At 59.1% G+C, this 12957-nt stretch carries 14 protein-coding genes and 1 other RNA gene; 9 read left to right on the forward strand and 6 right to left on the reverse strand.

Going from position 1 to position 12957, the window contains the following annotated elements; genetic code table 11:
* Positions 1-48: 48 nt before the first annotated feature.
* Together JWR14_RS25045 and JWR14_RS25050 are read right to left on the reverse strand one after the other, a co-directional pair.
* A complete protein-coding gene (locus JWR14_RS25045) occupies positions 49-390 on the reverse strand; it encodes a YegP family protein (RefSeq protein ID WP_299713604.1) in 342 nt (113 codons plus the stop codon).
* A gap of 71 nt (positions 391-461) precedes the next feature.
* A complete protein-coding gene (locus JWR14_RS25050) occupies positions 462-1364 on the reverse strand; it encodes a class II glutamine amidotransferase (RefSeq protein ID WP_299713607.1) in 903 nt (300 codons plus the stop codon).
* A gap of 376 nt (positions 1365-1740) precedes the next feature.
* Between JWR14_RS25050 and pyrC the strand changes: the two genes are divergently transcribed.
* The 3 genes from pyrC to rnpB all read left to right on the forward strand — a co-directional run bounded on the left by pyrC (position 1741) and on the right by rnpB (position 4244).
* Positions 1741-2823, forward strand: a complete 1083-nt coding sequence (gene pyrC / locus JWR14_RS25055) for a dihydroorotase (RefSeq protein ID WP_299713610.1) — start codon at positions 1741-1743, stop codon at positions 2821-2823.
* A 67-nt stretch (positions 2824-2890) separates the two neighbouring features.
* A complete protein-coding gene (locus tag JWR14_RS25060) occupies positions 2891-3814 on the forward strand; it encodes a DUF3025 domain-containing protein (protein WP_366144597.1) in 924 nt (307 codons plus the stop codon).
* Between the two features lie 12 nt (positions 3815-3826).
* An RNA gene (gene rnpB, locus JWR14_RS25065) (RNase P RNA component class A) lies at positions 3827-4244 on the forward strand.
* A 73-nt stretch (positions 4245-4317) separates the two neighbouring features.
* On the opposite strand, the gene JWR14_RS25070 is transcribed toward rnpB, so the two are convergent.
* Positions 4318-4740 (reverse strand): OsmC family protein, encoded by a 423-nt coding sequence (locus JWR14_RS25070; protein ID WP_031357526.1) that lies wholly within the window; start codon positions 4738-4740, stop codon positions 4318-4320.
* Between the two features lie 657 nt (positions 4741-5397).
* Here JWR14_RS25070 and rplM point away from each other — a divergent pair.
* The 3 genes from rplM to erpA all read left to right on the forward strand — a co-directional run bounded on the left by rplM (position 5398) and on the right by erpA (position 6849).
* Positions 5398-5826, forward strand: coding sequence for a 50S ribosomal protein L13 (gene rplM / locus JWR14_RS25075; protein ID WP_031357525.1), 429 nt, complete (start codon positions 5398-5400; stop codon positions 5824-5826).
* Between the two features lie 11 nt (positions 5827-5837).
* Complete coding sequence (rpsI, locus tag JWR14_RS25080; RefSeq protein WP_089158812.1) at positions 5838-6230, forward strand: 30S ribosomal protein S9; 393 nt, start codon at positions 5838-5840, stop codon at positions 6228-6230.
* 253 nt (positions 6231-6483) lie between these two features.
* Entirely contained in the window at positions 6484-6849 is a 366-nt protein-coding gene (erpA, locus tag JWR14_RS25085; RefSeq protein WP_031357523.1) for an iron-sulfur cluster insertion protein ErpA, read from the forward strand.
* Between the two features lie 99 nt (positions 6850-6948).
* Here the strand turns inward: erpA and JWR14_RS25090 are convergent, their stop codons facing one another.
* A complete protein-coding gene (locus JWR14_RS25090) occupies positions 6949-8082 on the reverse strand; it encodes an anhydro-N-acetylmuramic acid kinase (protein WP_299713659.1) in 1134 nt (377 codons plus the stop codon).
* A gap of 395 nt (positions 8083-8477) precedes the next feature.
* Here JWR14_RS25090 and tyrS point away from each other — a divergent pair, with 395 nt between their 5' ends.
* The 3 genes from tyrS to JWR14_RS25105 all read left to right on the forward strand — a co-directional run bounded on the left by tyrS (position 8478) and on the right by JWR14_RS25105 (position 10949).
* Complete coding sequence (gene tyrS, locus JWR14_RS25095) at positions 8478-9734, forward strand: tyrosine--tRNA ligase (protein ID WP_299713637.1); 1257 nt, start codon at positions 8478-8480, stop codon at positions 9732-9734.
* A gap of 4 nt (positions 9735-9738) precedes the next feature.
* The gene (gene dtd, locus JWR14_RS25100) at positions 9739-10197 is read left to right on the forward strand and encodes a D-aminoacyl-tRNA deacylase (RefSeq protein ID WP_299713640.1); all 459 of its coding nucleotides are present in this window, start codon (positions 9739-9741) and stop codon (positions 10195-10197) included.
* 89 nt (positions 10198-10286) lie between these two features.
* Complete coding sequence (locus JWR14_RS25105) at positions 10287-10949, forward strand: histidine phosphatase family protein (protein ID WP_299713643.1); 663 nt, start codon at positions 10287-10289, stop codon at positions 10947-10949.
* Here JWR14_RS25105 and JWR14_RS25110 read toward each other — a convergent pair.
* Positions 10946-11887, reverse strand: coding sequence for an oxygenase MpaB family protein (locus JWR14_RS25110; RefSeq protein WP_299713647.1), 942 nt, complete (start codon positions 11885-11887; stop codon positions 10946-10948). The two genes, JWR14_RS25105 and JWR14_RS25110, sit on opposite strands and share 4 nt — an antisense overlap.
* Before the next feature lie 56 nt (positions 11888-11943).
* On the reverse strand, positions 11944-12957 hold a 1014-nt coding region (ruvB, locus tag JWR14_RS25115), incomplete at its 5' end, for a Holliday junction branch migration DNA helicase RuvB (protein ID WP_299713650.1).

Here is a 12957-nt window from a genome sequence, read left to right on the forward strand (position 1 = left end):
GCTGGAACGGCCATTTTTTTGTCTTTGTAGTCCAACGCTACTCGCTGGTCATTCTGCTTTCGTGTTGTCCTGTGTCACTGCATCAGGCGCGTTTTTTTTCACCGATTCAATCCCGGTATCTCTCGCCGCGGCGCTGCTGTACGCCTCGCTGACACCAATAATCTCGTGATTGCCGGCCTTCAGATTGAAATAAGGCGCGCCGCTTTTATCTGTCTTGCGCTCGTAGCGTTCATCGATCAACGCATTCGCCTTGACGGACGCAATGCCATGTTCGGCCGATGCTCGCGTCACATACGTCTCGCTCTTGAGGATCGGTTCGCCGTTGGCTGCCCGCAGGTTGAAATAGAACTGGCCGTTGCGGGCACGGTCGATGACGAATTTTCCTGACATTGCATGAGCTCCCTGGAGAGTGGAACAAGCGTGAGTTCAGGTGATCCTTCTGCCGCGAAACTACTCTTGGTTCATTCGATACCCAGTTCGGTTTCCACATCTGCAGTTGTCTCGATCGTCTCAACACGCAGCACCGATTCAACGCAAACCTTGCACAGCGGCTCGCGTGCTTTCTCCGCAACATCCGCTGTCACCGGAACGTTGACCGTCCTGAGCAACGCGCCGTGCTGGAACAACGCGAGGTCGCCGGGGGCGAAGCGCGTCCAGATTTCGTCGTCGGTAAGCGGCGAGGTGGCGATCACTGCGACGCGATCTTCCGGCGTGGTGTACTTGGCGAAATCGATCGACATGTCGGCGTCGATCAAATGCGCCGTGGAGAACGGCCAACTGCGCACGAGGTAATACAGATGCGTGGAGCAATGCGTGAACAGCGCCTGGCCGTTCGACATCAGGAAATTGAATACGCCGAATTGGGTAATCTCGCGCGTGAGCTTCTCAAGCGCCGCGAAGAGTTCGTCCAGCGGCGGCTGGCAGCCCGGGAATTCGCGTCGCAGGCCTTGCAGTAAAGCGCAGAATGCCAGCTCGCTGTCCGTGGTGCCGACCGGTTGATACTGTCCGTTCAGACAGGGCTTGAAATCTTGGAGGTCGCCGTTGTGCGCGAAAATCCAGTGCCGTCCCCACAACTCGCGCATGAACGGATGGCAGTTTTCCAGCAGGATGTGCCCTTGCGTCGCCTTGCGGATATGCGCAATCGTGTTCTTCGATTTAATCGGATAACGCTTTACCATTTCGGCAAGCGGTGAACTAGCCGACGACTGGTGATCGATGAAAAGGCGGCAGGCCTTGTCTTCAAAGAACGCAATGCCCCAGCCGTCCGCGTGATGGTCGGTAACGCCGCCACGCGCCGCGAAACCGGTGAACGAGAAAGTCACGTCCGTTGGTTCCGCGCAGTTCATTCCGAGAAGTTGGCACATTGCTGAGGCTGCAGACGGGGTGAATGGAGCTAACCGTTACAATACGGCTAGCCAAAGCATAGCACCGACGAAACCGCCAAAAAATCGCGGCTTTCGACTGTAGGCGGCATCGTTGTGGAATTTCCACGGTATGGGCCAGCTTGCGGGAGAAAAACTGACCGATTGGGATGGGAACTCCGATGTTAGCCTTATTAAGCACGCAATCTCGGCGCATGATTCACTGAATCGAACGGCCGATATTGATAGCGCAAGCTGCGCCGCGTGCTGGTGCTTCATTCCCGCTTATGTTTCCCGTCCGTGCTGATGCTTTTTGGTTTCGCGGCCGTCACTGTCCCTGCGTTTTCGTTATCCGATCATTTTCATCGCTATCACGCCAATGTCCGCTTCCACGCCTGCTTCCGCCTCTACCGTTGACTCAGTTGACTCCGTTACGCTTGCGCGTCCCGACGATTGGCATTTGCACGTGCGCGACGGCGCCGTGCTCGCTGCCGTGCTTCCGCATACGGCACGGCAGTTCGGCCGCGCGATCATCATGCCGAACCTGCGACCGCCAGTGACAACGACCGACATGGCGGCAGCGTATCGCGGGCGCATTCTGGCCGCGTTACCGAAAGATGGCCCGGGTGCGCGTTTCGAGCCGTTGATGACGCTTTATCTCACCGACAACACGCCGCCCGATGAAATTCGCCGCGCCCGCGAAAGCGGTTTTGTCCACGGAGTAAAGCTTTATCCCGCGGGAGCGACGACCAATTCGGATGCGGGTGTGACGAGCATCGCGAAGTGCGCGAAGACGCTGGAAGCGATGCAAAAGCACGACCTGCCGCTGCTCGTGCATGGTGAAGTAACAGACCCGGCCATCGATATGTTCGATCGCGAGAAGGTGTTTATCGATCGGGTGATGACGCCGCTGCGCCGCGATTTTCCCGCGCTGAAGGTCGTGTTCGAGCACATCACGACGAAGGACGCCGCTGATTACGTCCGCGATGCCGGCGGCCCGACCGGCGCCACGCTGACCGCGCATCATCTGCTTTACAACCGCAATGCGCTGTTTGTGGGCGGAATCCGGCCGCATTACTACTGCTTGCCGGTGCTCAAGCGCGAGACGCATCGTGTGGCGCTGCTCGCGGCGGCGACCTCCGGCAATCCGCGCTTTTTCCTCGGCACGGACAGCGCGCCGCATGCGAAGGGGCTGAAGGAGCACGCGTGCGGCTGCGCGGGTTGCTACACCGCGTTGCACGCGCTGGAGCTTTACACGCAAGCCTTCGACCAGGCTGGCGCGCTTGATCGCCTCGAGGGTTTTGCAAGTTTTCACGGCGCAGACTTTTACGGTTTGCCGCGCTCGAAAGAGAGCGTGACGCTGCGTCGCGAACCCTGGACGCTCCCAGCGGAATTTATGGCGGGCGATGACGAGATCGTGCCGCTGGGCGGCGGTGAAGCGATTGGCTGGCGCATGGAGTAACGGTTGCCGGGGCACACTTGGGGCTTTGAGCTTTGAGCGAAAACCCCGTGCTTCTTGAGCTACTTGAATGTCCGACCGTGAAAATTCACTGATGTCTGAAAACGCGGAAACGGCATCGCCGCCAACCGATACCCTCGCGGCGCAGCGCTTTATGGATATCGATTGGTCAAGCCCATGGCTTGCGCCGCTTGCTGAGCGGGGCGAGCGCTGGCGCCAGGCCGCGCTCACTAGCTACTCAGCCTATCTTTCCACTCTTAATGTCGATGCACACACCGAACCGCGTGTAACCGGACGCGGCAACCCGATGTCATTCATCGCTCAGGACGAGTTGCCGGCGGGTGCATCGTATGAAGGGCATATTGCCGAGACGGGCTGCGTGCCCACGCGCTATAACCTGCACGATTTCTTCAATGGCTCAATGTGGTTCCAGTATCCGCGCATCAAGGCGGCGCTGAACGCCCGGCAGGCCGCGGAAATCGACGTGCTCGGCATCGGTCCCACACGAGGCGCAGCGCGTGATGCGCTGACGCTTTTCGATGAAAACGCGATCCTCTTTGCCTGTGAAGACGCCTCGCTCGCCGCTGCACTTCGAGCCTTCGACTGGCACACATTGTTTGTTGAGCAACGCGCCGCCTGGGGCGTTCGATGCGAGGCGCGCATCTTCGGTCACGCGCTGCTGGAAAAGTTGATTGCGCCGTACAAGGCGTGCACGGGACACGCCTGGATCGTGGAAGTCGAGCCGGCCTATTTCTCCGTCACCGATACCGAACGCCGCGCAATCCTCGACCACGCAGTATCTGAACGGCTTAAGGGCGAAGCCATTTCCAGCCGATATTTCACGCCACTGCCGGTGCTGGGCGTGCCGGGATGGTGGTCTGAAAACGAAGCCGTGTCTTTCTACGATGACCCTCAGGTCTTTCGATCCGGCCGCCGGTCGCGGGAAAAGCCTGCGCCGGTGCCTGACCGTGAGGCTGCGACACCCCCATGCTAAAATCGCCAATGCAAAGTAGGCCAGGCAGTCGCGGCTGATCCGGTTTCGGCCGGAGAGGGCGAGGAAAGTCCGGACTCCACCAGGCAGGGTGATGGCTAACGGCCATCCGTGGCGACACGCGGAACAGGGCAACAGAAAGCAAACCGCCGATGGCCCCGGGCGCAAGTTCGGGGATCAGGTAAGGGTGAAACGGTGCGGTAAGAGCGCACCGCGGCTGCTGCAAGGCAGACCGGCAAGGTAACCTCCACCCGGAGCAATTCCAAATAGGCAGGCGCGCATCCTCGTGATGCAGGACGGTGCCTCCGTCTCGTCTGCGGGTAGGGAGCTTGAGCGCGCCAGTAATGGCGCGACTAGAGGAATGGCTGCCACGCGCGTTACGCTTTCGGGCGTGAGGCGTGCACAGAATCCGGCTTATCGGCCTGCTTTGTGAGATTCAAAAAGAAAGCCGGCGTCAGTGATGACGCCGGCTTTTTTTCGTCCTGCTTTTTCTTCGAACGCAGAATTCAGCTCGCGACGATATCGAAAGAATGGGTCAATTCGGCCGTCTTCGCCAGCATGATCGACGCCGAGCAGTATTTGTCGTGGGAGAGGGTGATCGCGCGTTCGACCGTCGCGGGATTCAGGTTCTTGCCCGTTACCGTGAAGTGGAAGTGGATCTTCGTGAACACCTTCGGATCTTCGCTTGCGCGCTCGGCCTTGAGCGTCACCGAGCAACCCACGACTTCCTGACGGCTTTTCTTCAGGATCATCACGACGTCGTACGCGGTGCAGCCGCCCGTGCCGAGCAAGACCATTTCCATTGGCCGTGGCGACAGGTTGCGGCCACCGCCTTCCGGCGCGCCGTCCATTGTGACGAGATGGCCGCTGCCCGTTTCCGCGGCAAACGCCATTCCGTCCTGTCCCATCCAGCTAACTTTGCATTCCATGAGAAAACTCCGGTGCCATAAGACACTTGTCTATTTCGTCTTGATTGTAGCGTTTTAGCTGATTGTAGGAATCGCAGCAATCTCGTCGATTGCGCCAGTGACGCGCCATTGTTGCATTGCGATACATAAGACAAATCGGCGATTTCCCTACTGGAAATAAGGGGTTTCAGCTGTGATCTGCGTCTGCAAGGTTTTTTGATTTTTAGATAAGTGACTGATTATAAATAATAAATTTTGATGTTTTAAGATTTGTCAGTATTTTGCATTATGAAATTCAATTCCATAATGCAAATTTACTTGCTTTGCACAAAAGCCCTTCATATACTTGCTCTGTCTCCTCCACCTCCTCCTAGGTGGATTCAGCCCGAGCCCAAGGCTCGGGCTTTTTTTCGTCTGCTTTAGCATCGATTCAGTTGTCGCGGGCCGGTCGCCCGCTCGCAAAACCTCTCCGCAATGCCACCGTTCAGCGCTAAATCGGGGTGAATTCGCTTGGCCGACAGGCAAGTTTTGACTTCACATCAAAATTTCCCTTATAATTCAAAGTTCTCTATCCGCACCATGCCCGCGGACGAGAACCAGGGAGAGCCCGCACGCGCCTCGATGCGCACTTTCATACAAGCGGGACAAAGCAGGGCAGAATTATTTTTTGGATCGATCATGAAGACGTTTTCCGCAAAAGCCCATGAGGTGACGCGTGAATGGTACGTGATTGACGCGACGGATAAGGTTCTCGGACGTGTCGCCAGTGAAGTGGCCGCCCGACTTCGCGGCAAGCACAAACCCGAGTTCACCCCGCACGTCGACACTGGCGATTTCATCGTCATCATCAACGCCAGCAAGTTGCGCGTCACGGGCAACAAGGGTACTGACAAGAAGTACTACCGTCACTCGGGCTATCCGGGCGGCATCTACGAAACGACGTTCAACAAGATGCAAGAACGCTTCCCGGGCCGCGCGTTCGAGAAGGCCGTTAAGGGCATGTTGCCGAAAGGTCCGCTCGGCTACGCTATGATCAAGAAGCTCAAGGTCTACGCTGGCGCAACGCATCCGCATACGGCTCAACAGCCTAAAGCGCTCGAGATCTAAAGGGAGCCCATATGATCGGTAATTGGAATTACGGTACGGGTCGCCGCAAGAGCGCCACTGCCCGCGTGTTCATCAAGTCCGGCACGGGTCAGATAATCGTCAATGGCAAGCCCATTGCTGATTATTTCTCGCGCGAAACGTCACTGATGATCGTGCGCCAGCCGCTCGAACTGACGAGCCACGCCACCACGTTCGACATCAAGGTCAACGTGAACGGCGGCGGTGAAACGGGTCAGGCGGGTGCAGTTCGCCACGGCATTACCCGCGCGCTGATGGACTACGACGCAACGCTGAAGCCCACGCTGTCGCAAGCCGGCTTCGTTACTCGCGATGCTCGTGAAGTTGAACGTAAGAAGGTTGGTTTCCACAAGGCACGTCGCAGGAAACAATTCTCGAAGCGTTAAGCTGTTCGGCGGTTTCGCCGTTGTTGCGGCGAAATGGCTCAAAAAGCCGCCTGCGTGTATGCGCCGGCGGCTTTTTTCGTGGCTTTCGTGGCGGGCGCTCAACAGATCGCAGCAGTGTTTCGGCGATGTACCAAGCAGCCACGGCAATTTCGGGATAGTGTGGAAGCGATAGCCTATTGATTACATGGGCTTCCAGCACGATATTGAGATCAGCCCTACAATAGGCACTAGAAGCTTTTTTTGGAGAGTTCGAATGAACGCTGTCACCGACACCCCTACGACCGAAATGCCGTTGCCGTTTGTTTTCACCGACGCAGCAGCTGACAAGGTCAAGCAACTGATCGACGAAGAAGGCAATCCGGAATTGAAGCTGCGCGTGTTTGTGCAGGGCGGCGGTTGTTCGGGTTTCCAGTACGGCTTCACATTTGACGAAGCCATCAACGAAGACGACACCGTGATGGATAAAGCTGGCGTACAGCTCCTGATCGATTCGATGAGCTATCAATACCTCGTCGGCGCTGAGATCGACTATAAAGACGATTTGAACGGCGCGCAGTTCGTGATCAAGAATCCGAACGCAACCAGCACCTGCGGTTGCGGATCGTCGTTCTCGGCGTGATTCTGTTTAGGTGATCAGATTACGCGGCTAGATTGCGTCGCGAAATACAGATGTGAAACGGAGCCTTCGGGCTCCGTTTTTGTTTTGGTGCGCCCGCCCTCAACGCGGATAAATTGCCCCTAAAACCCGTTCCCCGGCAGCGCCTGTTACCGCCGATACATTGCCCGGCTTACGGGCCACGCAGCGCATCGCAAGCCAGGCGAACGCCAATGCCTCCACTTGCTGTGGCGGCACGCCGAGCGCTTCGGTAGTCATCACGGGGACACCCGCCACGCCGCTCTCCCCAAGCGCCTGCTGGATAGCCTGCATCAGCACCGGATTACGGGCGCCGCCGCCGCAAACATAGACCGCGCGGCAATCGGAAGCATGCCGCTCGATTTCTCTCGCAACGGTGATGGCTGTCAGCGCGACAAGCGTGGCCTGCACATCTTCGGGCGATATTGTTTCAAAACCGACGAGCTTGGCATCGAGCCAAACAGGGTTGAAGAGATCCCGTCCGGTGCTTTTAGGTGGCTGCTGCTCGAAGAAGGGTTCATCGAGTAACGCGTTCAGCAGCGGGCGATGCACCTGGCCTCGTGCCGCGAAATGACCGCCTTCGTCGAAGGGGCGTTTCAGATGCCGGTGCGCCCATTCGTCCAGTAATGCGTTCGCGGGTCCGCAATCGAAGCCATGAACGCTGCCGTTGGCCGAAAGAATGGTGATATTGCTGATGCCGCCCAGATTGCAGACCACGCGCGTCTCGTTCCTGCTGCCGAAAATGGTCGCGTGAAAGGCCGGGACGAGCGGCGCGCCTTGGCCTCCAGCGGCGACGTCGCGGCTACGGAAGTCGGCAACGATGTCGACATTGGTCATTTCTGCGAGCAGCGCAGGATTGTTGATTTGCCGCGTGTAGCCTTTTTCCGGCCGGTGTCGCACGGTCTGCCCGTGTACACCGATCGCACGGACTTTTGCGGACGAGTAGCCGCTCATGCTCGCCAGTTCGTGGCAACACACGGCGTAGCGCGTGGCCAGCGCGTTCGCTGCAAGGGCTTCGCGTTCCAGTTCGTTGTCTCCAGGGGCCTGAAGGGCGAAGAGCGCGTCGCGCAGGCCTTGCGAGAACCCGACGTGGGCCTCTCCGAGCACGACGGGCGGCTTACCGGCGGTGAACTGGACGGCAATGCCGTCCACGCCATCCATGCTCGTACCCGACATCAGCCCAAAGTACACGCCGTCCGCCATGTCGCCTGTTTCCATCGCCTCGGTCCGTCGCGCCACGTTGCTCTCCTGTTCGATGCGGGTTGACCGATGACCCTGTTCGAGGAGTCATCGATGCAATTCTTGCGGCCAAAGCGGCCGCGATGGACCGATTATCCACGCATCGATGCCGCTCGTTAAGCCGTTGGCCATTCGGTCATGTTTCGCGCGCTGTATTCGGCTTCATGGTGTCCGAAAACATGGCCGAATGGCCAACACACGGGGAAAACGGGGCGAAGGAAGTCGACATCACGTAAAATCCGTTGCCTGAACAAGCGAATGCCGCAGGGTTTTTCCGTGTCCGAACGCGACCATGGACGAATCCGGAAGCAGCGGCTGTTGCCCGATCGGCGCCTGTTAGCGCCCCGAATAAATCACCCGAAAAAGTTGCAAGCATGACCACTGAACCGAACGACTCTCCGGCTTCGGCTGCGAAAACCTTGCCCCTCACCGACGAAGTGCAGGCCGCTCTCGCCATCGCGAAACGGGGCTGTGACGAGCTACTGATCGAAGCCGAGTTCGCACAGAAGCTGGCCCGAAGCGCCGCGAGCGGCAAGCCGCTGCGCATCAAGCTTGGCCTCGATCCGACCGCGCCTGATATTCATATTGGCCACACGGTTGTCCTCAACAAAATGCGTCAGTTGCAGGACCTTGGCCATACGGTGATCTTCCTGATTGGCGACTTCACGTCGCTGATCGGCGATCCGTCAGGGCGTAACGCCACGCGTCCGCCGTTGACGCGGGAGCAGATCGAAGAGAACGCGAAGACTTATTTCGAGCAGGCTGCGCTCGTGCTCGATCGTGAAAAGACCGAGATGCGTTACAACAGCGAGTGGTCCATGCCGCTTGGCGCCGACGGCATGATCAAGCTCGCGTCGCGCTATACGGTCGCGCGGATTCTTGAACGCGAGGATTTCACGAAGCGTTACCAGGGCGGCATGCCCATTTCGATTCATGAATTGCTGTATCCGCTGATGCAAGGTTACGACTCGGTCGCGCTGAACGCCGATCTCGAACTCGGCGGCACGGACCAGAAGTTCAACCTGCTGGTTGGCCGCGAATTGCAAAAGCAATACGGCCAGGAGCAGCAATGCATCTTGACCATGCCGCTGCTGGAAGGGCTGGACGGCGTCGAGAAGATGTCGAAGTCGAAGCACAACTACATCGGCATTAGCGAGAAGCCTTCGGACATGTTCGGCAAGCTGATGAGCATCTCAGACACGCTCATGTGGCGCTACTTCGAATTGCTGTCGTTTAGAAGTATGGAAGAAATTGCGCGTTTCAAAAGCGAAGCTGAGGGTGGTCGTAACCCGCGTGATTTCAAAGTGCTGCTGGGGCAGGAGATCGTCGCGCGTTTCCATTCGCAGGCTGACGCGGAACGGGCGTTGGAAGACTTCAACCATCGTGCGAAGGGCGGCGTGCCGGACGAAATTCCGTCGGTGACGCTCAGTGGCGCTCCGCTCGCGATCGGGCAATTGCTGAAACAAGCCGGGCTGGTGCCTTCGACTAGCGAGGCGCTGCGCAATATCGAACAGGGTGGCGTGAAGATCGACGGCGCGACGGTGTCGGATAAGGGCTTGAAAATCGAAGCGGGCGAATTTGTGGTGCAGGTTGGCAAGCGCCGCTTCGCGCGCGTCACGCTGGCAGCGTAAGCGCGTGATCGCACTCATTCAGCGTGTCTTGCGAGCCGACGTGCGCGTGGGCGACCGCGTGACGGGTGCGATCGATGCCGGGTTGCTGGCGCTTGTGTGCGCGGAGCGAGGAGACACGCCCGCGGTGGCCGACAAGCTCTTAGCGAAGATGCTGGCGTATCGCGTTTTTAGCGATGCCGCCGGCAAGATGAATCTGCCTGTGCGGGACATGGACGGCGCTGGGCGTGCGGGCGGCGTGTTGCTCGTGTCGCAATTCACCCTCGCCGCCGATACCTCCAGCGGGCTGCGGCCAAGCTTCACGCCGGCTGCGCCGCCAGAGGAAGGCCGCAAGCTGTTTGATTACTTCGTTGCGCAGGCGCGCGCCACGCATTCCATTGTCGAAACGGGCGAGTTCGGCGCGGACATGCAAGTGTCGCTGGTCAACGACGGGCCGGTCACGTTCTGGCTGCAAGTTCGTTCCTGAGATGTCTTTGAGATGTCCCCGGGACGTCCCCTGAGTTTTGTCATTGCACCCGTCGTTTTAGGCGCATCTTCCGGAATTTCACGCATCTCATGACCACGCAAGTTCTCTTTATCAGGCACGGCGAAACCGACTGGAATCGCATCAAGCGTATTCAGGGGCATATTGATATTCCGCTGGCTGCGAGTGGCGTGGTGCAAGCAGGGCAGCTTGCGCAGCGTCTCTTGCAGGAGTCGAAAGCTGGCGCCCGGCTCGGCGCGGTGTATTGCAGCGATCTGCTGCGCGCTCAGCAAACCGCTAAACCGTTTGCAGACGCGCTTGGCTTGACGCTGAACTTGAATGCAGGTTTGCGCGAGCGTTTATACGGTGACTTTCAAGGTCACAGCGGCGATGAGATCCGGGAGAAGTATCCGGACGAATACGCGAACTGGCAGAGCCACAATCCGGACTTCGCGCCGCCTGACGGTGAATCGCAGCGAGCATTCTCACAACGCGTGCTGCACGCTGTCGAGCCGATCGTGGCCGCGCATCCGGACGGACGTATTGCGATCGTCGCTCACGGAGGCGTGCTGGATTGCATTTATCGATTCGTGCGTGGAGTGCCGCTCGACGCGCCACGCGATTGGCCGCTGCTGAATTCCAGTATCAATGTGGTGGACTTTGAGAACGGTCAAGCGAAGGTCGTGTCATGGGGCGATGTCGCGCATCTTTCGTCCCCGGGCAGCGACGACGACCTCAAGGAAGTCCCGCGCTAGAGCAAATCAGGCTTCATCGCCGCGCGGCGCCGGGCTCTTTTGGACACGCCGTTGTTCAGCGCCCAGCGTATCAACGGCGCAATCATCTTGACGCCCGGCTGCGTCCACACGCGGCGTAGCGTAGCAAGTGCGCCGAATCCGAGCATCGATTGCGCCCAGTCAGGCAGCAGGTCCACGCCCGCGTTGAGGATCAGCGCGCTGGCGGGTTTCATTGCGACACTGGGCGTTGGCGCGTTCATCAATACCTTGAGCACTCCCCGGGTGCGTTCGCTTGCTTCCAGCTGTGGCTGCATTGACGCCAGGTACTCGTCGATCTCCGCACAACTCTTCGGCACGTTGGTTGCGCCGAGCATCTCCGCTATGGTCGATGTTTCCGCGTAATAGCGATCCTGTGCATCGAGGGGAAGGAGCGGGTTCACGTATCGCAAATGCGCTTTCAGGAAACTCGATACTTCCGCGACGTGAACCCACGTCAGCAACTCAGGATCGCTTGCGCGATACGGCCGCCCGTCGGGAGCCGTGCCCGTCACGGAGAGATGAATCTGCTTCACCCGTTCGATGAGCGCAAGCGCGTCATGCTTATTGCCGTACGTCGTACCCGCGATAAACGTGGCCGTGCGGCGCAGGCGTCCGAGAATATCGGTCCGAAAGGTGGAGTGGTCCCAGACGCCCGCGAGCGCCACTGGGTGAAGGGCCTGAAGCAGCAGGGCGCTGACGCCACCGGTCATCATCGACGTGAAGTCCGCGTGGACTTTCCAGCAAACGGCGTCCGGCCCGAACAGTCCCGGGTCGCCCGGCGGTGACGAATAATCCAGCGATGGCCCACTGCCAGTAGTCAGGCTTGTGACGCCGTTGGCCAGTCTGGAGCGCACTCGTCTGACCAACGGGCCGGCGAAACCGGATGAGTCGTCAGGGCGCGGACTTGCTTGATCGGACATCGGCTCGGCTATCTGCTTTCAGTTTGTTGTGGCTAAGGGGCTAATACACTGTTGGCTTAGCTGTCTGCGTTGGCGTCCCACAGTTCGCGGACCGGGCCGGCGTCGGGAGCGGCCAGGCCAAAGTGGCGATACGTGAGCAACGTAGCAACGCGTCCGCGCGGCGTGCGTTGTAAATATCCCTGCTGGATCAAATAAGGTTCCAGCACGTCTTCAATGGTGTCGCGCTCTTCGCCAATAGCCGCCGCCAGGTTGTCGACCCCGACCGGACCACCATCGAATTTGTGCAGGATGGCTTCCAGCAGTTTCCGATCCATCAGGTCGAAGCCGACCGGATCGACGTCGAGCATCTTCAACGCGGCATCGGCGACGTCGGCTGTGATGTTGCCGTCCGCTCGCACCTCGGCGTAATCACGCACACGCCGCAGCAGCCGGTTCGCGATCCGCGGCGTCCCGCGTGCCCGCTTCGCAATTTCCAGCGCCCCTTCTGGGACGATATCCGCCTTGAGCAGCGACGCCGAGCGCGTAACGATCCGCGCCAGTTCGCTCGCGGTGTAGAACTCCAGCCGCGACACAATGCCGAAGCGATCGCGTAACGGATTGGTCAGCATGCCCGCCCGCGTGGTCGCGCCAACCAGCGTGAACGGCTGCAAATCCAGCTTTACGCTGCGTGCCGCCGGACCTTCACCGATCATGATGTCGATCTGATAATCCTCGAGCGCCGGATACAGGATTTCCTCGACGACCGGCGAGAGCCGGTGGATTTCGTCGATGAACAGCACATCGTTTTTTTCGAGGTTCGTCAGCAACGCTGCGAGGTCGCCGGCGCGTTCGAGCACGGGGCCGGACGTTTGCCGCAGATTGACACCCATTTCCCGGGCGATGATGTGCGCGAGCGTGGTCTTGCCGAGGCCCGGTGGGCCGAATAGCAGCACGTGATCGAGTGATTCAGAGCGGCGCTTGGCGGCCTCGATGAAGATTTCAAGCTGGCCGCGCACCTTTTCTTGCCCGACGTACTCCTCGAGCTGACGCGGGCGCAACGCACGCTCGAACGCTTCTTCGTTCGGGGATAC

The organism is Caballeronia sp. (assembly GCF_028292365.1).
Classification (GTDB): Bacteria; Pseudomonadota; Gammaproteobacteria; order Burkholderiales; family Burkholderiaceae; genus Caballeronia.